The 18,641-nt window shown below is 53.0% G+C and carries 22 protein-coding genes and 1 tRNA gene; 10 read left to right on the forward strand and 13 right to left on the reverse strand.

The annotated features are described in order from the left end of the window. The 3 genes from AC16KF_RS12250 to AC16KF_RS12260 all read right to left on the reverse strand — a co-directional run. A partial coding sequence (locus AC16KF_RS12250; protein ID WP_484037610.1) for a tyrosine-type recombinase/integrase occupies positions 1 to 478 on the reverse strand: 478 nt, incomplete at its 3' end. A 47-nt stretch (positions 479 to 525) separates the two neighbouring features. Beyond that, a tRNA-Leu gene (locus AC16KF_RS12255) sits at positions 526 to 609 on the reverse strand. 19 nt (positions 610 to 628) lie between these two features. Then, positions 629 to 1,393 (reverse strand): YwaF family protein, encoded by a 765-nt coding sequence (locus AC16KF_RS12260; RefSeq protein ID WP_484037611.1) that lies wholly within the window; start codon positions 1,391 to 1,393, stop codon positions 629 to 631. Between the two features lie 241 nt (positions 1,394 to 1,634). On the opposite strand from AC16KF_RS12260, the gene AC16KF_RS12265 reads away from it, so the two are divergent. Next, positions 1,635 to 2,039, forward strand: coding sequence for a cupredoxin domain-containing protein (locus AC16KF_RS12265; RefSeq protein ID WP_484037612.1), 405 nt, complete (start codon positions 1,635 to 1,637; stop codon positions 2,037 to 2,039). Between the two features lie 3 nt (positions 2,040 to 2,042). Next, positions 2,043 to 2,819, forward strand: coding sequence for a TrmH family RNA methyltransferase (locus tag AC16KF_RS12270; RefSeq protein WP_484037613.1), 777 nt, complete (start codon positions 2,043 to 2,045; stop codon positions 2,817 to 2,819). 62 nt (positions 2,820 to 2,881) lie between these two features. On the opposite strand, the gene AC16KF_RS12275 is transcribed toward AC16KF_RS12270, so the two are convergent. From AC16KF_RS12275 to AC16KF_RS12290, 4 genes are read right to left on the reverse strand one after another with little or no spacing between them, the layout of a single operon-like run. Beyond that, entirely contained in the window at positions 2,882 to 3,106 is a 225-nt protein-coding gene (locus AC16KF_RS12275) for a hypothetical protein (RefSeq protein ID WP_484037614.1), read from the reverse strand. 14 nt (positions 3,107 to 3,120) lie between these two features. Continuing rightward, positions 3,121 to 3,552: a vitamin K epoxide reductase family protein gene (locus tag AC16KF_RS12280; RefSeq protein ID WP_484037615.1), complete on the reverse strand. Its 432-nt coding sequence runs from the start codon at positions 3,550 to 3,552 to the stop codon at positions 3,121 to 3,123. A 6-nt stretch (positions 3,553 to 3,558) separates the two neighbouring features. Next, the gene (locus AC16KF_RS12285) at positions 3,559 to 4,806 is read right to left on the reverse strand and encodes a molybdopterin molybdotransferase MoeA (protein ID WP_484037616.1); all 1,248 of its coding nucleotides are present in this window, start codon (positions 4,804 to 4,806) and stop codon (positions 3,559 to 3,561) included. Positions 4,807 to 4,840: 34 nt separating this feature from the next. Next, positions 4,841 to 7,066: a RelA/SpoT family protein gene (locus AC16KF_RS12290; RefSeq protein WP_484037617.1), complete on the reverse strand. Its 2,226-nt coding sequence runs from the start codon at positions 7,064 to 7,066 to the stop codon at positions 4,841 to 4,843. A 101-nt stretch (positions 7,067 to 7,167) separates the two neighbouring features. On the opposite strand from AC16KF_RS12290, the gene AC16KF_RS12295 reads away from it, so the two are divergent. Further along, positions 7,168 to 7,695 (forward strand): YbaK/EbsC family protein, encoded by a 528-nt coding sequence (locus tag AC16KF_RS12295; RefSeq protein WP_484037618.1) that lies wholly within the window; start codon positions 7,168 to 7,170, stop codon positions 7,693 to 7,695. Between the two features lie 270 nt (positions 7,696 to 7,965). Here the strand turns inward: AC16KF_RS12295 and AC16KF_RS12300 are convergent, their stop codons facing one another. From AC16KF_RS12300 to trxA, 4 genes are all read right to left on the reverse strand, one after another. Next, positions 7,966 to 8,571, reverse strand: coding sequence for a hypothetical protein (locus tag AC16KF_RS12300; RefSeq protein ID WP_484037619.1), 606 nt, complete (start codon positions 8,569 to 8,571; stop codon positions 7,966 to 7,968). Between the two features lie 118 nt (positions 8,572 to 8,689). Next, positions 8,690 to 9,301, reverse strand: coding sequence for a hypothetical protein (locus tag AC16KF_RS12305; protein WP_484037620.1), 612 nt, complete (start codon positions 9,299 to 9,301; stop codon positions 8,690 to 8,692). Positions 9,302 to 9,332: 31 nt separating this feature from the next. Further along, positions 9,333 to 9,989, reverse strand: a complete 657-nt coding sequence (locus AC16KF_RS12310; RefSeq protein ID WP_484037621.1) for a hypothetical protein — start codon at positions 9,987 to 9,989, stop codon at positions 9,333 to 9,335. 16 nt (positions 9,990 to 10,005) lie between these two features. Then, on the reverse strand, positions 10,006 to 10,410 hold the full coding sequence (gene trxA / locus AC16KF_RS12315; RefSeq protein ID WP_484037622.1) for a thioredoxin: 405 nt from the start codon (positions 10,408 to 10,410) through the stop codon (positions 10,006 to 10,008). A gap of 16 nt (positions 10,411 to 10,426) precedes the next feature. On the opposite strand from trxA, the gene ftsY reads away from it, so the two are divergent. From ftsY to AC16KF_RS12350, 7 genes are all read left to right on the forward strand, one after another. After that, a complete protein-coding gene (ftsY, locus tag AC16KF_RS12320; protein WP_484037623.1) occupies positions 10,427 to 11,341 on the forward strand; it encodes a signal recognition particle-docking protein FtsY in 915 nt (304 codons plus the stop codon). A gap of 70 nt (positions 11,342 to 11,411) precedes the next feature. Continuing rightward, positions 11,412 to 12,492, forward strand: a protein-coding gene (prfB, locus tag AC16KF_RS12325) for a peptide chain release factor 2 (protein ID WP_484037624.1) whose coding sequence is annotated in 2 segments (ribosomal slippage) — positions 11,412 to 11,477 and positions 11,479 to 12,492 — 1,080 coding nt in all. Because the reading frame shifts where the segments join, the coding sequence is not laid out codon by codon here. Between the two features lie 2 nt (positions 12,493 to 12,494). After that, positions 12,495 to 12,623 carry a hypothetical protein gene (locus AC16KF_RS12330; protein ID WP_484037625.1) on the forward strand — a complete coding sequence of 43 codons (129 nt, stop codon included), beginning with the start codon at positions 12,495 to 12,497 and terminating at the stop codon, positions 12,621 to 12,623. Then, positions 12,624 to 14,036 carry an MBOAT family O-acyltransferase gene (locus AC16KF_RS12335; RefSeq protein ID WP_484037626.1) on the forward strand — a complete coding sequence of 471 codons (1,413 nt, stop codon included), beginning with the start codon at positions 12,624 to 12,626 and terminating at the stop codon, positions 14,034 to 14,036. Then, positions 14,033 to 15,142 carry an SGNH/GDSL hydrolase family protein gene (locus tag AC16KF_RS12340; RefSeq protein WP_484037627.1) on the forward strand — a complete coding sequence of 370 codons (1,110 nt, stop codon included), beginning with the start codon at positions 14,033 to 14,035 and terminating at the stop codon, positions 15,140 to 15,142. The genes AC16KF_RS12335 and AC16KF_RS12340 overlap by 4 nt, the downstream gene beginning before the upstream one ends. An 18-nt stretch (positions 15,143 to 15,160) precedes the next feature. Next, on the forward strand, positions 15,161 to 15,409 hold the full coding sequence (locus AC16KF_RS12345; RefSeq protein WP_484037628.1) for an acyl carrier protein: 249 nt from the start codon (positions 15,161 to 15,163) through the stop codon (positions 15,407 to 15,409). After that, complete coding sequence (locus AC16KF_RS12350; RefSeq protein WP_484037629.1) at positions 15,406 to 17,091, forward strand: AMP-binding protein; 1,686 nt, start codon at positions 15,406 to 15,408, stop codon at positions 17,089 to 17,091. Before AC16KF_RS12345 ends, AC16KF_RS12350 begins: the two co-directional genes overlap by 4 nt. A 37-nt stretch (positions 17,092 to 17,128) precedes the next feature. Here AC16KF_RS12350 and AC16KF_RS12355 read toward each other — a convergent pair whose 3' ends face one another. Both AC16KF_RS12355 and AC16KF_RS12360 read right to left on the reverse strand, forming a co-directional pair. Then, the gene (locus AC16KF_RS12355; RefSeq protein WP_484037630.1) at positions 17,129 to 17,536 is read right to left on the reverse strand and encodes a DUF4332 domain-containing protein; all 408 of its coding nucleotides are present in this window, start codon (positions 17,534 to 17,536) and stop codon (positions 17,129 to 17,131) included. Between the two features lie 279 nt (positions 17,537 to 17,815). Then, positions 17,816 to 18,583, reverse strand: coding sequence for a S1 RNA-binding domain-containing protein (locus AC16KF_RS12360; RefSeq protein WP_484037631.1), 768 nt, complete (start codon positions 18,581 to 18,583; stop codon positions 17,816 to 17,818). Positions 18,584 to 18,641 lie beyond the last annotated feature (58 nt).

Here is an 18,641-nt window from a genome sequence, read left to right on the forward strand (position 1 = left end):
CCAGTAGCACAAGCAGTAAAGCGTTATCTCTCGCGCCGATAAATTCGCTTCGTTCGCAAGTGGCGAGTAGCGCGGATATATCCTCCAATGACGCGCCTTCAATCGGTTGTGCTTCCACTTTTGGGGCTTTGACTTTTTTTGTCGGACTCTGCCAGCCTGACAATACTTCCTCCGCTTCGATGAAGCGCAAGAACGCGCGAACGCCGCGATAAATGCCATGTACGCCGCCTGCGTTATGACGTTCGCTCATGGTCAACAAGAACCGCCGCAACAGGTCGGCGGTAACATCCTGTACCTGTGTCACGGCTTGCGCCTCAGTCCACGCGAGGAAAATATCTATCTTTTCACGATAGTATTTCAGCGTGCTTTTTGACAGTCCTTCGGCGCGTTTGGCAGTGATGAACGTCTCTGCAAGAATAGGCAGATAACCGTCTTGCTGTAAAAAAGTCTGTTGCGTTTTTTCGGCTTGCGAGTACATAAAACTTGCGCTCCTCTCTGATTTTGAGAGAAGCGCAAGGTACAAAATGGGGCGAGAGGGGGTCGAACCCTCACGATATCACTACCGACGGATTTTAAGTCCGTTGCGTCTGCCGATTCCGCCATCGCCCCGGCGGATTGATATTCTACCTTATTTTGAAATGCTTTCCAGCCGCGAGGCGTTATCCTTGTTTATACGATTCTGATTGCGCCAGTCTTTAAGGGCGAAAGGAAGATAGAGAAGCAAGCACATGATGATGCCGATCCCCTCCATGTAAAGAACATACAGGGGCCAATCGGGGAGCAGATCGAGCAGGCTGGGTGTGTTGGGTTTGTCGTTGATCATCAGATAATTACTGCCGATGGCTGTGTTGATGAAATAGATCGCGACGACATAGAGGTTCATCCAAATCGCTATCCTGACGATCGATTTCCATGTGGGGCGGAAACCTTCCACGGCGGTCATGTAGATTGCGGAGGTGATGATCAATCCATGCGAAATGAACGTTTGAAAAAACCTGAAGTGTGGGAAGCCATACATTCCCAGGTCAGGAGTGATCAATGCCTGAATCGCGCCGCCGATGCCGAGGAAATACATGAATTCGTAGATGGCGTAGTTTTTTGTGATGAGCATCAGCGCGCCTGCCCACACCAGCAGACTGCACAGGTGAAGCGGAAGCATGGTCTGGATCGTCCACCTGCCGACGACGTAATTCCACGCGTGCCAGGCGACTTCGTTGACCAGCAGAATCAATGCCAGTGTCCAGCGGATTTTGCTCTTGGTCGCGTTGCTGGCGTTCTTGAAACGGACGAGGAAAAGATTCAAGAAAAGGAGAAATGTCAACGCGCCGAGGTGGGCTGTGCCGAAGAGATCGAAAGCAGGACCGAGGTAATTGTCTGCAAAGAATTGGCTCATGAGCATATTCTATCGTCTAAAGGGCGCGGAACTGAATTACAATAGACTCTATCCGAAATACATCGGGAGGCTGATCCATGCGGAAGCCGCAGATTTTCTTTTCTTGCATCAGCGAAATCAGCGTTTTTCAGCGTCTACAAAGAGCCACTTTTGTTTATTGGGATAAAGTCTATTGTTTACGCCAACGCCGGTTTTCATACGATTATCCCTGAATTAACGGATCGCTTTCCCGGAGAGAACCATGAAAATGTATGCGGTCATCACCGTAATGCTCGTATGTGTACTATTGACCTCCTGTAAAGACGGCGGGTCATCCACCGCCATCGATGTAACCCTGACCGACTTTCAATTCACGCCCAATTCCTTTACGATTATGGCGGGGCGGGAGATCACGATCAACGCGGTGAACAATGGAGTGGTGGAGCATGAATTTGCCATCCTAAAATTTGGCGCCGATGCGGGCGATGAGTTTGACGAAGAAGATAAGCAGAATATCTATTGGGAGGTGAAAGTGCCTGCCGGGCAATCGGTCACGTTGACGTTCACTGCTCCGTCCGCGCCGGGCGAGTATAGCGTTGTCTGTGGGATCCAGGGACATCTCATGGCGGGCATGGTTGGAAAGTTGACCGTGGTAGCGGGTGAGTGAAGCATGAGCAAGCCTTTGATCGTCAGCGCGAATAACGAGCTTGTGAAGCGAGCCCGTTCATTGCGTCAGAAAAAGCGTCGTCTTGAAACGGGTTTGTTTCTCGTGGAAGGGATCCACCATATTGGGCAGGCGTTGGATGCGGGGTGGGATGTGGAGTCGATTTTTTACGCGCCTGATCTGCTTGCGAGCAAGTACGCCAAAGAACTCATTACCCGTGTTTCGGAAAAGGCGCATCCTGTTTCAAGAGAGGTAGCCAACTCTCTGGCAGAGAAAGATAATCCGCAAGGCATTGTCGCGGTGGTTCGCCAGAGACAAACTCTTGCGTCAAGCCTCGCGCCATCCAGTCCTGTTGTCGCGCTGGTTTCGCCGCAAGACCCGGGCAATGTCGGGACGATCCTCCGCACGATGGACGCGCTAGGCGTCGATGCCTTATTTCTTTTGGATGGCGGCGTCGAGTTATATCACCCAACCTTAATCCGCTCCAGCATGGGCGCGATCTTTTGGAAGCGCATTGCTCAAACTTCATTCGAAGAATTTCGCGCCTGGGCGCAAACGGCAGGGCGCCAATTGATCGGCGCGTCTGCCCATGCGGATGTGGATTATAAGTCTCTTGTTCCGCAAACCCCGTGGGCGCTTGTGTTGGGGAGCGAGCAAAAGGGTCTGTCCGCGGAGCAGGTCCAGGCTTGCGATGTGACAGTATCCTTGCCGATGCGGGGAAAAGTTAGTTCGTTAAATTTGGCGGTGGCGGCGGGCGTGTTGTTGTACGAGTTAAAAACATAAAGGCAGACGACGCGTCGTCTGCCTTAGTTTGGGCGACCAGATTTCACTTGGGGAACGATGCGTTAGAACTCATCTTCCTCTTCGTCCCAAGATTCGTCATCGTCATCATCTTCCTCTTCCTCCCATTCCTCCGCTTCTTCCTCGTCCCAATCCTCTTTGGCGGCGGCTTCATCGCTGGGGGTGTAGGTGGCGCAACCGGTATCGGGGTCGAACTCTACCGCGGCGGCTGAGCAATAACCTTCATCAAGAAAGACACAATCGGTGTAATGACATTTGATGCGGGGCATTCAATCCTCCTGAATTAGGGTTGTTTGATAAGGCGAATGACTGAGATGACAAACAGCAGAGTCATTGCCACTTGTGATGTGATGCAGAACGGACAGTAGGCTTTGATCAGCGCGACCTCGACAAAGACGAGATACACGGTAAATAAAAACCCGGTCACTGAAATCCCGAAGAAAATCATCGCGCCATTGTCTTGCACCATCCCGGGTCGGCGCTCAAGGAGTTGCGTAGCCAGCAAAGCGAGGTACCCAACCACCCCGATGATTGCCACAGGAACGCCGCGCACTTCAGAGTAAGGACTGGCGTTCACCACCGAGCATCCTTCCGAGCCAACGCACATGGCGGCTTGAAGTTCCTTGCTTGTAAATTTATACACTGTCATGTACGACGCGACGAGCAACCCGATGATGGTGATCGCCAGTGAAATTTGCGCAAGTCGCTTATTCATGAATCCTCATAACAACCAAGCCTCAACTTCCTGACCAGCAGGCACGCATTTTACACCAGCGGGAATAATTAGTAAAGCATCAGCCTGCGCCAACGAAAGGAGATTGCCCGAACCCTGATGCCCGGTCAAGCGCGCGATGAGCGATCCGTTTTCATCGCGCAGGCTGGCGCGCAGATAACTCTCCCGTCCATCGGAATTGATCTCCTCTTCGCATCGCGCGCGGATGGTGAGCCTGTTGCTCTCCGTCTGCCCTGCCAGCCGCCCCAGCGCCGCGCGGACAAATACCTCGAACCCCACAAACGCCGACACGGGGTTACCCGGCAAGCCGATGAATGGAATGCCGTTGTATTCGCCGAAAGCAAGCGGCTTGCCGGGGCGCATGTTCACGCGCCAGAAATCCATTTTGCCGTTCGACTCGATCACGCTTTTTACATAATCGAACGCGCCCACGCTCACGCCCGCCGAAGAGAGGATCAAATCCACGTTCAGCGCGGATGTTTTGTCGAGCGCCGCTCTGACAGAGTCGTAGGTGTCTTTTGCTGTGCCAAGTCTTTCCACCTCCGCGCCGGCCGACTCGATCAGCCCAGCCAGCATGTGCGAGTTTGAGTCGCGGATCTTGCCCGGTTCGAGGGGCTGGCTTGCGTCGAGCAACTCATCGCCGGAGGAGAAGAGCGCCACGCGGGGCTTGCGGAATACTTCCACAGTGGAGTATCCCAAAGATGCCAGGAGCGCGACATCTTGAGGTCTTAATGTTCGTCCTTGCTGCAGGGCGATTTCTCCCGCGCGAATATCCGCGCCGCGCCGGCGTATATTTTCATATTGGTTCACGCTTGCGAACACCGTCACCTCCGGCGGAGGGGGCGCGCCGGCGGCGCGATCTTGAAAATCGGTATCTTCCACGGGGATTACCGCGTCGGCGCCCTGAGGCACTACGGCGCCGGTCATGATACGAGCCGCTTCGCCGGGGGCGAGGAAAACTGTCGGCGGCGAGCCGGCGGGGATGTCTGCGACCACGCGCAAGGTCCGAGGTGAAACGGGTTTTGCATCCGCCACATCGATCGCGCGGATGGCAAAACCGTCCATCGAGGAGTTGTCGAACGACGGCAGGTCGTCCAACGCGATTACGTCTTGCGCGAGGATGCGATTCAAAGACTCTACCGCCGGCAGGGCTTCGGTTGTGCCAGGTTGAAAATGGGAAAGTATGCGCTCGCGCGCTTCACGGACGCTGAGCAGATTCATGGGAGGCGGCGACATTATACTGCGTAACTCGTCGCTTGTACCGTGTAATTTACCCCGGCTTTGTTCTCTGCGCCTCCAACACATTCGGCACGCTTTCAATGCGCGTGAGCACGCGGCTTAACTGCTCCAGGTCGCGCACATCGACCACCAGGCGCAGGTCGGCTACGCTTCGGTTGTAACTGACCGACACGTCCTTGATGTTCACGCTCTCGCTTTGAAGCAGGGTTGAAATATCGCCGAGCAAACCGTCGCGATCATAGGCTTTCACGGTAACCGGCACTGCGAAGGTCTGTTGAACGGTTCCCCAATCCACTTGGATCAGCCGCTCGGTATCTTCTCTGTGCAAAATATTCGGGCAATCCTGCCGGTGAATTGTCGCGCCGCGTCCGCGTGTGATGTATCCGATGATCTGGTCTCCGGGCATGGGCGAGCAACATTTTGCCATTTGCCAGAGCAGACCCTTCAGCCCGACAACCTGGATCGCGTCTGGGGATGTTTTGGTTTCTGACGCGGCGGTGGCTTGCAGAATATCCGCAGTTTCTTCCGTCCCTTCCAATTGTTTGATGATCTTGCTGAGGGAAAGATCTCCATTGCCAAGGGCGATGAACATTTCATCGGGAGTTTTGTAGGCAAGTTCGCGCGCCATCTTTTCGAAATTCAATTCGGAAATTCCGAGGCGGCTTAATTCGCGTTCCAGTCCGGCGCGCCCCTGGGCGAGGTTTTGTTCATCCTCCTGCTTTTTGAACCAGGCTTTGACTTTGGACCGCGCGCGCTGTGTTTTGACCAACCCCAGATTCGGATTCAACCAATCGCGGCTTGGACCTCCCCGCTTCGCTGTCAAAATTTCGACCTGGTCGCCCGTTTTCAGCTCTTGTTGCAGGGGGACGAGTTTCCCGTTGACCCGCGCGCCGCGACAGCGGTGACCGATATCGGTGTGGACGTGGTAGGCAAAATCAATAGGGGTGGAACCGGCGGCAAGATCGTAAATATCTCCGCGCGGGGTGAACACGTATACGCGATCCTGAAATACATCCGATTTCATGCTTTCGACGAATTCTGTCGCGTCGTGCACGTCGGTCTTCCATTCCATCATATTGCGGAGCCAGTTGATGCGCTGTTCGTAGCTTTTATCGCGCTTGGCGCCTTCTTTGTATTTCCAATGGGCGGCGATGCCATACTCCGCGTTTTCGTGCATCTCCTGCGTGCGGATCTGAATTTCCAATGGGCGGCCATCTTCGTAGATGACGGCGGTGTGAAGCGATTGGTAGAAGTTTTCTTTCGGCGCGGCAATGTAATCGTCGAATTCGCCGGGGATGGGTCTCCATGTGGTGTGGATCACCCCGAGCGCGGCATAGCACGAGGGGATATCCTGAACGAGGAGCCGCATGGCGCGCACATCCCGAACCAGATCGAACGATTTTCCCTTTTTCGCCATTTTTTTGAAGATGGAATAAATGTGTTTGGGGCGTCCGCTGACCTCGGCTTTGATATTGTTTGCTTCAAGTAAACGGGTGAGGGCTTCTTTGATGTCTACGATTTGTTTTTCCCGCTCGGGTCGTTTTTCTTGCAGTTCCTCGGCGATCTCCTTGTATTTGTCCGGGTTGAGGTAGCGGAAGCCAAGGTCTTCCAACTCCCATTTGATCTGCCAGATGCCGAGGCGGCTGGTGAGCGGGGCGAAGATCTCGAGGGTTTCTTTGGCGATTCGCTTTTGTTTGGCTTCAGGCATGAAGCCGAGCGTCCGCATGTTGTGGAGGCGGTCTGCCAGTTTGATCAGCACCACACGGACATCGTCGCCCATGGCAAGGAATGTTTTCCGTAAGGTTTCAGATGCCAGGTCTTGTTTGCGCGCGCGCCCGTTGGAGGGAATGGCGTCCGCATCCGACTCGTCGTCGGCTGATTCGGGTTTTTCCGCATGTTGGTCGCCGCGCGAGACTCGCGGAAGTTTGGTCAGCTTGGTCACCCCATCGACGAGGGCGGCGATGGTATCCCCAAAATCTCTGCGAATGTCGCCGAGGGTGAGGGGGGTATCTTCCACTGTGTCGTGAAGCAATGCCGCCGCAATCACCTCCGAGGGCACTTTGAGATCTGCGAGAATGCTTGCCACTGCCAGGCAATGGTTGAGATACGGTTCACCGGAGTGCCGTTTTTGGTCGCGGTGCGCCTCTTCTGCTATGCGGTAGGCGCGTTGGATCAATTCCTTTTCGGAGGGAGCGTAGGATTCAGGGAGTTGCTCCATGAGTTTCTCGAGCGGGACCGCGTGTTGCGCCGATTTCATGCGTGGTATTGTACTACTGAAAAAAATTCTTTTCCCCGTTACAATTCAGGTTCTATGAGAGTTGCCTGATTGCCTGACACAATGTTTTTTGGACGAGACCCTTGCGCCGCCCGCCAGGGCAGGTGAAAACGCTGATTTCGCTGGGAGAGTTTGAAATGCCGATCGTCAATAATGTTACCCGCTTGCTTGATTCGCGCGCGATTCCATATACCGCCTATGAACTTTCGCCGGAGAAACACGGCGCGCAAGAGACTGCGCGTCTGCTCAACGCGGATCCCGCGTCCATTTTCAAGACGATCGTTGTGTTGCGAGATAAGCCCAAAAAACCCTTGTTGGTCTTGGTTTCTGGAGATACGGTTGTGGATTTGAAATTGCTTGCTGTTGCGCTTGGTGAGAAAAAAGTTCGCCTGCCAACTGAAAAAGAAGCGGAGCAGGTTACAGGTTTGCAGGCGGGAGGCATCTCGCCGCTCGCCCTGCTCAACAAAGGCTTTCAGGTTGTTCTCGATTCGTCGGCGAAGAATTTTGAGCAAATCCATGTGTCGGGCGGACAAAGAGGACTCAATATCAAATTGCCTGTCGTTGATTTGATCAAATTGACGAATGCGCGGGTTGCGACGGTGAGTAAATAGCCTGCCTTACGCAATTAGCCCGTACCGCGAGAATGATTTCACTGTTCAGGCTGTTTGCGCGCAAGAGCGTCCTATTGCGCTTTTTTAAATCAATCGATTGATTACCTTGCACTGTCAAAATCGGTACGCTGATTCACGCTGACAACGCAGATTTTTCTTTTTTCAGCGTTCCTTTGCGTCCCGTTGTAAAACTGCCAGGCAGGTAGCGCATGACGAAGGAATAAAAAAACGCCCTGAAAATTTCAGGGCGTTTCATTTTGGTTCACATGATTATGGGCCGATAAACTTGATCGTCTCTTCGGATATTTGAAAAGTCCATTTATCTGGATTATTGATACACCCGGAGCCGGAGGAATTGAAAGCTTTCCCGTCGAGATTCCATGCCCAGAGATTGTAGCATCCAGTAACCAGGTCGGTGATTACCGTAGACCCGTTTTTTGATAACTCGTAATACCGATAGCCGCATTCGTTATGGCTCGCGGTCTCGTTCAAATACAAAGAAACAGCCACCCGCGATTTTGTCAAGTTTTCGATCTTGATCGTAGTTTCCTTGCCAAGCGGTTTGCCAAGAACGCGGGTCGCGCAGGGATCGCCGCTCGTGCTGGCGGGCGTATTGGTCAGCGTCGATTCCAGCGTGGGCAAAGGGACGGAGGTATTCGTGGCCGCGGGCGTTGATGTGGGGGTCTCAGTGGGGGGCAGGGGCGTGTTGGTAGGGATTGCCGCTTGCGTCTCAGCCACGATCGTAAACGCCGCCGACACCGCGGTGGATTGCACGTCCCCGACGCTCAGGGTCGGGACGGCTGGCTCGCCGCCGCCGCACCCGGCCATCAAGGCGGAAATAGCCAGAACAGAGAGAAGAACAGTTAACTTTTTCATCATACCTTTCTTACTTGGGACTTACACAGTTGAACCTGTTGCGCCGTAGGTGTGCCGCGGCGGCGGCAGTACAACTGTCCGCCAACTGTGTAAATCCTGCTTATATTGGTTGTCTTGATCAGCAATTCGGGTAACAACCACCCTTGGCAACGATTGTATCGTTTCGGACGACGATCGTCCAACTGCCGCCGGTGAGTAGGAATCCGCCGAAGGTTTTGAAATCCTTTTTACCGTCTACGTAAGCGCCGGCGCTGTAATATCCCTCTGGTCCCGAGAACGTGCCTCCGTATGCGGGGATGAATCCGCATTCGTTCTGGGCTGTGGTCACGTATAAGGAGAGGGTGATCGTGCCTTTCGGTTTTGTCTCGTTTTCCACAAGAATTTTAATAGTAGGCACAGACCATTCCGAGAGAATCTTATTGCAATTATCCTGCGTAGGCGCGGACGACAGGGGGGCAAGCGTAAAGGTCGCCGTTGGAAGCAACGGATCGATCGTCGGGGTTGGGGATGAAGTCTCTGTGGGGAGGGGGGTGGACGTGAACGTTGCTGTGGGTGGGAGGGATGTTTCTGTTGGGATGGCGGCTTGTGTTTGGGCGATCATGGTGAATGCCGCCGCTTGCGCGGTGCCGGCAACGTCACCGGCGTTCAGGGTTGGCGCTTCCTGCCCGCCGCCGCAAGCGGAAAGCAGAAGCGCCAGAATCGATACAAATAGAATCAATTTTTGCTTCATGTGCGAATTCAAAATCCTTTTTCATGGTTTATTACTTGATGACAACTTTATCTTTGAACAGATAGATCGCTAAACCGTCCGTCGATGTCAGACGGAATGTGCCGGTCATTTTGTTCCCGCCAACCCATGCCACATAAACATAATACCCTAGCGGCGCTTTGATCTTCACCTGACCGTAAACAGGATATTCAATGATCGAATACCGACCATCGGGCATAGTAACCTGCAAAGAGATATATGCCTGCCTTTTAGAACGATTGACCAGGGTTATCCTATTAAATGGAACTTCAGGAGGAAGCGTTCCGTATTTCAGAATACCAAGTGTGGGCGTAAGCGACGGCCCGCTTGGCGCGCCCAACGTTGGAGTTGAAGTAGGCTGCGCCCCGGTAGCCGTAGACTGCGCCAGCGTGGCAGGCGCGTCAGTCGAAGTTGCCAGCGTAGACGTCAGGTTTGGCAAAGGCGAAGAGGTGGCGGTCGATTCAGGTGTGGAGGAAGCCGAAACGGCCGTAACTGATGGGTTGAAGACGACAGGCGTTTCAGACGGAGGAGCCGTGTTGGAAGGCGCAAGCGTGGGGGTGTTTGAAGATCCGATCACTGCGGTGGCGGTTGGTGAAATCGGCGTTGGAACCGTTGGCAGGCAGGCGCCGACAACCAAAAGAACAACGAGCGCGGGAATGACCTTCTTCATTGCGACTCCTCGTGTTTTACGAAGCGGATACGGTCTCTAAGAATTGGGTGACTGTGTCGCGCAACATGCGTTCGGGAAGCGCTCCAACCTGACGATGGACAATCTTTCCATTTGCCACAAACAGCATGGTCGGAATCCCCTGAATACCATACTCCATCATCCAATGTGGGTTTTCATCCGTGTTGATTTTTGCGACCAGCAATTTTCCCTCGAATTCTTTTGCGAATTTGTCGAGGATCGGCGCGACCATTTTGCACGGTCCGCACCAGGGCGCCCAAAAATCGACGATCACCGGGAGCGAAGATTGCAGGACAGTTTTTTCGTACGTTTCGTCTGTAATGTGAATGGGTTCGTTGAACATGCGTTGCCTTTTCTTCAATTGTTTTACATCAAGCGAAAAGAGTATAACACAAACCCGCATGTTATAATCGCCCGTCATGACCGACCTGTTTGCAAAATGGAAGACGGGGCTTGCAAAAACAAGCAAAGCAACATTTGGACGAATCGCCGCCCTCGTTGGCGCAACGGAAATTACCAGCGAATCGTGGGACGAATTGGAAGCATCCCTGATTCAAGCAGATTTGGGGATCGAAATTGCCGGCGATATTCTGGATACGCTTCGCCGCTTCGTTCGGGATGGGGGCTTGACTCGCTCCGACGAGCTTTCCTCCGCCCTCCGCGCAGAACTCCGCTCTCGCCTCCAAGCCCCGCCGCCTCTTGCTTGGAAATCATCCCCGACTGTGGTTATGGTTGTTGGCGTTAACGGCGCGGGAAAAACAACCACGATCGCCAAACTGGGACAGCGGTATCAGGCGGAAGGAAATTCCATTCTTTTCGGCGCGGCGGATACGTTCCGCGCCGCGGCGGTGGACCAGTTGCAAGTCTGGGGCGAACGAATCGGCGTCGATGTGGTATCAGGCGCCCCTGAGTCCGATTCGGGCGCGGTCGCGTTTAACACCGTGCAGGCGGGCATCGCGCGTAAAATCGATATCGTTTTTATCGATACCGCCGGTCGCTTGCACACGCGTTTCAACTTGATGGAAGAACTAAAGAAAGTGAATCGCGTGATCGGCAAGGCTCTGCCCGGCGCGCCTCATGCCGTGTGGCTCGTTCTTGATTCAACGACCGGGCAAAATGCCTTGCAACAAGCAAAGGCGTTCAAAGAGGTGGTCGGTGTGACGGGCGTGATCTTAACCAAATTGGATTCGTCTGCCCGCGGCGGATTTGCTTTCGCCATTCAACGCGAGTTAGGTTTGCCGATCTTATTCGCAGGCCTCGGCGAAAAGCCCGAAGACCTCGCGCCCTTCGACCCGGATGCTTTTGTAAACGGGATTATGGGCGCAAGTGATTAATCATTCCGAGACTAGAGACTGGAGACTGTCTCAATCTCTAATCTCTAATCCCTGTTTTTTTGGAGTAACCATGCAAGACCTCGTCAACCGACTCAAGCCCCTGCAAGACCTAACCCAGCAATTACTGGTGCGTCTTTGACCTTGCGTCTAAAGAAGCGCAACTTTCCCAACTCGACAAAGAAATAGAAGCGCCCGATCTGTGGAACAATCCCTCGCGCGCGCAGGGGTTGATGAAACAGCATAACGCCCTGAAAACCGAAGTGGAATCATGGCGCGCCTTTTCGCGCCGACTGCATGACGCGCTTGAACTCGCGCAATTGGACGATGAAAGTCTGCGCGGCGAATTGGAAATTGAAATCTCCGCGCTCGAAACCGAACTTGAAAAGCGTTCCTTTACTGCCATGCTCTCCGGCAAATACGACCGCGACTCGGCGATCCTTGCCATCCACGCCGGCGCGGGCGGAACGGACTCACAAGATTGGGCGGCGATGCTTCAACGCATGTACCTGCGCTGGGCGGAGGACCGCGGCTTCCAAACGGAAATTCTCGATTCAACTTCGGGCGAGGAAGCGGGCATCAAAAGCGTCACCATCGAAGTGGACGGCGAGTACGCCTTTGGGTATCTGCGCTCGGAAAAAGGCGTGCATCGCCTCGTGCGCCTCTCGCCGTTCGATTCGGCGCACCGCCGGCACACGTCATTTGCGCTTGTAGAAATTTTGCCGCAGGTTGCCATGGATGAAGCGGAAATCCAAATTGACCCAAGCGAGATCAAAATGGACGTCTTCCGTTCCTCTGGCGCGGGCGGGCAGAACGTGCAAAAGAACGCGACGGCGGTGCGGCTGACTCACATCCCGACGGGCATCGTGGTCACTTGTCAGAACGAACGCTCGCAGACGCAGAACCGCGAATTCGCCATGCGCATCTTGCGAGCCCGCTTGCTGGAACTGAGGCAGGCTGAACGGGAGGAAGAGCGGGCAGTCCTGCGCGGCGAATACACAAAAGCCGAGTGGGGGAGTCAGATCCGCTCGTATGTGTTGCATCCGTATCAAATGGTGAAAGATCATCGCACCGATCATGAATCAGGCAACACGCAGGCTGTGCTCGACGGCGAGTTGAACGAGTTCATGGAAGCGTTTCTTAGAAAGGCATAACGATGAAGCGAATCTTCAACATTTTATTTTCGCGTGAAAATATGCTGGCTCTGATCCTTTGCCTGATCCTCATCGCGCTGACGATCTTTACAGCAGACACTTCCCCCACCTGGATCTACCAGGGATTTTAAATGTCTTTGTTTGAAATTGCGGCGCTTGCCTGCATCGCAGTTGTTGTTGGCTGGCTGGGCAAGGGACGCAACTTGGCGTTGTTGGCGGTCAGCGCGCTGGCGTTGTATTGGCTCCAGCCGGATCAAGAGCCGGTCAACCTGATGTTTTGGTTGCCGACACTGACGGCGCTCATGACGATCTTGTCGTGGCTTATCACATCCAAACCCGAATCTCGCGGTTGGAAGGAGAATCGCGCGGCAGTGACGGTCTTATTGGGGGTGATCGTGTTTGTTGACCTGAATCGTTTTTTTCAATTCGAATGGTTCTTTCCCGTGGAAACCCCGAGGGTTCAATGGATCGCGCTTGCCTTTCTATTCGCCTTTGGTCTTTCCTTGATTCTGGCGCGGCTTGAAAAACTCAGCCGTTTTGTGTTGATGTTTGCGGTCGCTGGGTTGATCGGGTTGTTCTTGCTGATCAAAACGCCGTCGGCGACGATGGGGTTGTTTGACATGATGGCAACCCTTCGCGGAAAAGAAGCGGGCGGGCAATCGGCATTGGCGTGGCTGGGATTTTCCTACGTCGCGTTTCGCCTCATGCATACGATCCTCGACCGCCTCGCGGGGCGCTTGCCGTCTGTTACCTTGGCAGAGTACGCGAACTATGTGATTTTCTTTCCCGCGATCACGGCGGGTCCAATTGATCGACTTGAGCGATTCGTTTCTGGATTAAATGCCCCGCTTCGTTTAGACGCCGACGGATGGTTGGACGCCGGTCAGCGGATTTTTATCGGCTTGTTTAAGAAATTTGTCATCGCCGACGCGCTGGCATGGATCGCCTTGAACGAATCCTTTGCGCGCGATGCCCAGTCGGTGGGCTGGTTGTGGACTCTGCTGTACGCCTACTCTTTGCGAATCTATTTCGATTTTAGCGGGTATACCGACATTGCCATTGGGCTTGGACGCCTGCTGGGCATACGCCTGCCTGAAAATTTCGATTCGCCGTACCTCAAGCCGAATCTCGCCCAGTTTTGGAACTCCTGGCATATCACATTGACGCAATGGTTTCGGTCGTATTTTTTCAACCCCCTCGCCCGCGCTCTGCGTTCAGCCTCCAAGCCCGTTTCGCCGTGGATGCTGATCCTGTTTTCACAAGTGACGACGATGGTATTGATCGGTCTGTGGCACGGCGTGACGATGAACTATATCCTATGGGGGTTGTGGCATGGATGCGGGTTGTTCATCCAAAACCGTTGGAGCGAGTTTGCGCGCGCGCGATACTCCCAGCAGGCGTTGCCTGTCTCTTTGCAGAGAGGCGTTCAATTTGTCGGAACTTTCCTCACGTTTAACTTCGTATCGCTTGGCTGGCTGTTTTTCGCGCTCCCAACTCCCGAATCGGCCTGGAGCGCAATGTTGAAATTGGCGGGCGGTTTATGAAGGCGCATGTTCGCCCGCTTCGTTTGGTTGTGAAAGCCTTGTTGTTATTTGCGCTCGTCAATGTCGCGTATGCGGTGATACAACCGCCTGTTTCGCGCCTGTCCTTGTACAATGTGATATTTCCCGGTCGCATCCGCTTTCCTTTTGACGATGGCTCGAGTTTATACACCGTTATGATCGACGATGCGGGCGCCATGCTGGCTTCTCATGAGGTTGCGCGTCCAAAACCGGAAGATGAGTACCGCGTGTTGTTGATCGGCGACTCCTCGATTTGGGGCGAAATGCTTCCCCCGCAAGAATCGATTTCCGCACAGTGGAATATCTTAAACGACCAATGCAAAGGCAAGACGATCAAATTTTACAATCTGGGGTATCCGCACCCCTCAGTGATCAAAGACCTGATCATTTTGGAGGAGTCGGTTGACTATGATCCCGACCTGATCGTTTGGTTCACCACCCTCAATTCACTGATCCCGCGCCGCATCAGTGCGTTCATGGAAGCGAACCGCGAGGACGCATTGCGGATGATGGACGAGTACGATCTCGCCTTTCCTGAAAAAGATGCCCTCGCGCAAATGAACCCATCCTTTTACGGACGGACTTTGATTGGACAGCGGTCGAATTTGAATCGTTGGTTCAAATTACAAATGCTCGGGTTTGTCTGGTCTGCCGATGGAACGGATCTTGATCTTCAATATGCGCCTGAAACCCTTGAGGAAAATTCGCCCGATGTTGAGTCTCATGTTTTATATCGGCAAATGGAACCGACCGCCGATCTGCAAAAACTGATGGTGTTCGAAGCCTTTGCGGCAGGGCGGGAGATCGCTGGCTCCATTCCCATCCTGATTGTCAACGAACCCATGTTTATTGCAAGCGGAGAGAACAGCGATCTGCGGTACAACAAGGGCTATCCTCGCTGGGCGTACGACCAATACCGCGAAGCCATGCAGGCGGAAGCGATTCGCTCGCAATGGAATTATCTCGATTTATGGAATACAATTCCGCCCGAATATTTTTCAGACACCGCATTGCACCTCTCTGCGGAGGGGGAGCGCCTGCTGATCGAGCAAGTGGATCCGCTGGCGCAGTCGCTCGTATGCAAATAAACTCAAAAAGGAAACGCTATGCCTGAAACAATGATCCAACAAATCGGCTCGTATCTTGCCTCTCAAATCTTGAAACAACCCAACCGAACCATCACCGCCGACGAGCCGTTGATCTCCAGCGGCTTGATCGATTCGTTCAGCCTGATGGATGTCGCTTTGTATGTGGAAGACACCTTCGGCGTCCGCATCGAGGACACCGAACTGAACGCGGATACATTCGACACGCTGACTCAACTCGCCGCGCTCATCGACTCTCGCAAGAAATGACGACCTTCCCCGAGCGGCTCAAAACGCTTCATTCGCGGACTTCGGACCGGGTCGCCCTCACCCTGCAATTTTCCAACGCCGACGATCTCTCGCTTACCGTGGATCAACTCCTCTGCGGCGCGAATTCCTACGCGCGCGCGTTGACCCTTGCAAAGATTCAGCCCGGCGAAGTGGTTGTTTTGATTCTCCAACACGGCGAGGACTTGGTCTATGCTTTTTGGGGAACGATCCTGCACGGCGCGATTCCCTCCATCATGCCGTTTCTCACGGAGAAACTTTCTCCCGAACGTTATCGCGCGGACTTGTCTGCGCTGATCTCGGTCACTCAACCCACCGCGATTATCACGTATCCCGAATTTGAAGCGGAGGTGCGCGGCGCGTTACAAGAGGGGGATTCGGTCCGTGAAGTGATCGTCACCGATAAAGTTGATAAACAAATTGATTTGGAGTTCGACTCGCTGGCTGGTTTCCAGCGCAAACCCGAAGATATTGTTATCCTGCAACATTCCTCAGGGACAACAGGTTTGCAAAAAGGAGTCGCGCTTTCGCATCAGGCGGTCTTCAATCAATTGGACGCTTATGGCAAGGCGTTGAGTTTGAACGAGAATGATGTGGTTGTCTCATGGCTTCCGCTATATCACGACATGGGATTGATTGCGGGCTTCATCATGCCCATCCTCTCAGGGATTCATCTCGTTCTGCAATCTCCATTCGACTGGGTGCGCGCACCGTACAAGCTGATGCAGTCTGTGACGAAATATCGCGGCACGCTTTCGTGGCTTCCAAACTTTGCGTACAACTTCTGCGCGCAAAAGATCCGCGAACGTCACCTTGAAGGCGTTGATTTATCGTCATGGCGTGTGGTCACCAATTGTTCAGAGCCAGTCCGCTGGGAGAGTCATCAGGCATTTTACGAAAAGTTCAAAAGTTATGGCTTGAAGCGCGAGGCGTTGCAGACTTCGTACGCGATGGCGGAAAATGTCTTTGCGGTGACGCAAAGCCCGCTGGGGGGCGAACCAGCCGTCCTTGAGATCGAGCGAAAAGCGTTCATGTCGGAGCGCGTAGCCAAATTAACGACTGACGCCAATGCGCATGAACATCCAACTATGAAAATGATGTCGTCGGGGCGTCCGTTGGAAAATGTCAAAATCAAAGTGTTGGACGAGAATCGAAGCGAATTGCCCGAGCGCGTCATCGGCGAGGTTGCCTTGCAAAGCAACAGCATGTTGACGGGTTACTACCACCGCGAAGATGCGACGCAACAAGCTTTTCATGAGGGCTGGTATCTCACAGGCGATTACGGATTTATCAGCGACGGTGAAGTATTTGTCTCAGGTCGTAAAAAAGATATGATCATCGTTGGCGGGAAGAATGTGTATCCGCAGGATTTGGAATCTTTGACCTATGAAGTGGCGGGAGTTCATGCGGGGCGTTCGGTGGCGTTTGGCATATTCGATGAGGAACAAGGCACCGAAGATGTTGTAATCATCGCCGAAGTGGATTCGGAAGACCCTGCCGAACAGCAAAAAGTGGCAGACGCGATTCGTTTGCATGTGACGAAAAATTCCGCCATTGCATTGCGCTATGTCAAAGTGGTTGACCCGAAGTGGATTCTGAAAACATCCAGCGGTAAAACAGCGCGTTCGGCGAATAAAGAGAAATTTTTGAAAGAATTGAATTAAATAAAAACTTCCGATAGATTATCGGAAGTTTTTATTTTTAGTATTCTACTGTGCGCTTCAAAGATTTTGCGCTTTTTACCCAAGTCTTCACTTGGCTAAGGCTGGGCAATTGACGAACCAATCGCTTCTTACCCGAGTTTGCTTTTTCAAATGCGGCTACCAACGATTCGGGTTTTCGCTTGCCCAGTTCGACAACGGTATCAACGCCGACCGCTTCGAGCAGATCGGAAAATTGCGAGCCAATACCTTTGACGCGAAATAGATCGGCGCGGTTGACCCATTCAAGGATCGTCTTCGTGCTAAAGCCTGTGGCTTTGGCAAGTTCCAAGCGACCCTTGCGAGTGCCGCCCATTTGTAATAATCCACTGATTCCTCGCACGCCCGCTTTATTTAATTTTGCGGCATACGATGCGCCAATCCCTTCAATTTCTTTTAAAGTCGTCATTACAGTTTCTCCTTTACGATTAACTATACTGTATATTTGTTGAAACATATAAATATAACATTAGAAATTTATACCGATACAATTTGCGATTATGTTCATTGAACTACTTTAGATACTCAAATCTTTTAGGGGACAGATGATATATTCTGCCAACAAAGAATTTTTTCAGCGGGAACTTGAAGAGGAAAAATCTTAACCGCTAAGAACGCAAGGAGCGCTAACAGATATTCACGGTAAAACAATAAAAAACAGCCAAGTGATGACTTGGCTGTTTGTGTTCTATCCGCCAGTGGGGAGGCGCTTCTCAAGCGTGCGGTTGAGAATTTCTTCCCGTTCGTCCGAAATGCCAGACTTCGCCCGCTTCACCCTGAAGGCTTTTTCCGCATTCGCCCTGCTCATCGCTTCCTGCCAGGCGACCTGCATCCCCGTCAATTCGGGTTCTTTCGGCTCCTCGGGTTCAACGGCTTCCATCATTTCTTTTTTCGCATGACGCTTGCCATGTCCCTTTTTCTCTTCTTTTGCAGGCTTGAATTCTTCGATCACGGGCTCGAGCGCTTTGATGCTGAGTTTGATCTGCTTCTTCTTGCGGTCCACATTCAGGATCTTCGCTTCAACTTCATCGCCCTCTTTGACCACTTCGCTCGGTGACTTTACGTAACCATGCGTCAACTCGCTCACGTGGATCATCGCGGGACGTTCCGCGCCGATCTCGACGAACGCGCCGTAGGTTTCGAGTCGAATCACTTTACCTTTCACGGTCATCTCGGGCTCGAGGTCTTTCCAATCGTACGCGAGCGGTTCGATCATCGTCAATTCGATGCGATCTTTTTTCACGCGGCGCACCCACACGTCAACCGCTTGTCCTTCCTTCACGACATCGTCCACTTTGTTCACCGAGTCTTTGCTCAATTGTGAAATGTGAAGAACGCCTGGGATGTTTTGTCCAACATCCACGAGCGCGCCTGCGAGTGTGGTCTTCAAAATTTTTCCGCTGAGTTTTGTTTTGGGTTCAAGCGCCGCGGTGGGCGCGAGGTCTGGTGTTGTCATTTTTTGCTCCTGTTATCAAATCGTTGCGAAAAAGCATTATATCTTCCGCGTAAGTTTG

Source organism: Candidatus Defluviilinea gracilis (assembly GCF_057138825.1).

Coding starts and splice junctions, on each gene's coding strand:
- AC16KF_RS12340 (WP_484037627.1), top strand. CDS start 14,033: ATGAAGGCGCATGTTCGCCCGCTTCGTTTGGTTGTGAAAGCCTTGTTG.
- AC16KF_RS12360 (WP_484037631.1), bottom strand. CDS start 18,583: ATGACAACACCAGACCTCGCGCCCACCGCGGCGCTTGAACCCAAAACA.
- AC16KF_RS12300 (WP_484037619.1), bottom strand. CDS start 8,571: ATGAAAAAGTTAACTGTTCTTCTCTCTGTTCTGGCTATTTCCGCCTTG.
- AC16KF_RS12305 (WP_484037620.1), bottom strand. CDS start 9,301: ATGAAGCAAAAATTGATTCTATTTGTATCGATTCTGGCGCTTCTGCTT.
- AC16KF_RS12335 (WP_484037626.1), top strand. CDS start 12,624: ATGTCTTTGTTTGAAATTGCGGCGCTTGCCTGCATCGCAGTTGTTGTT.
- trxA (WP_484037622.1), bottom strand. CDS start 10,410: ATGCGGGTTTGTGTTATACTCTTTTCGCTTGATGTAAAACAATTGAAG.
- AC16KF_RS12280 (WP_484037615.1), bottom strand. CDS start 3,552: ATGAATAAGCGACTTGCGCAAATTTCACTGGCGATCACCATCATCGGG.
- AC16KF_RS12350 (WP_484037629.1), top strand. CDS start 15,406: ATGACGACCTTCCCCGAGCGGCTCAAAACGCTTCATTCGCGGACTTCG.
- AC16KF_RS12275 (WP_484037614.1), bottom strand. CDS start 3,106: ATGCCCCGCATCAAATGTCATTACACCGATTGTGTCTTTCTTGATGAA.
- ftsY (WP_484037623.1), top strand. CDS start 10,427: ATGACCGACCTGTTTGCAAAATGGAAGACGGGGCTTGCAAAAACAAGC.
- AC16KF_RS12310 (WP_484037621.1), bottom strand. CDS start 9,989: ATGAAGAAGGTCATTCCCGCGCTCGTTGTTCTTTTGGTTGTCGGCGCC.
- AC16KF_RS12265 (WP_484037612.1), top strand. CDS start 1,635: ATGAAAATGTATGCGGTCATCACCGTAATGCTCGTATGTGTACTATTG.
- AC16KF_RS12260 (WP_484037611.1), bottom strand. CDS start 1,393: ATGAGCCAATTCTTTGCAGACAATTACCTCGGTCCTGCTTTCGATCTC.
- AC16KF_RS12330 (WP_484037625.1), top strand. CDS start 12,495: ATGAAGCGAATCTTCAACATTTTATTTTCGCGTGAAAATATGCTGGCT.
- AC16KF_RS12270 (WP_484037613.1), top strand. CDS start 2,043: ATGAGCAAGCCTTTGATCGTCAGCGCGAATAACGAGCTTGTGAAGCGA.
- AC16KF_RS12345 (WP_484037628.1), top strand. CDS start 15,161: ATGCCTGAAACAATGATCCAACAAATCGGCTCGTATCTTGCCTCTCAA.
- AC16KF_RS12355 (WP_484037630.1), bottom strand. CDS start 17,536: ATGACGACTTTAAAAGAAATTGAAGGGATTGGCGCATCGTATGCCGCA.
- AC16KF_RS12290 (WP_484037617.1), bottom strand. CDS start 7,066: ATGAAATCGGCGCAACACGCGGTCCCGCTCGAGAAACTCATGGAGCAA.
- AC16KF_RS12285 (WP_484037616.1), bottom strand. CDS start 4,806: ATGTCGCCGCCTCCCATGAATCTGCTCAGCGTCCGTGAAGCGCGCGAG.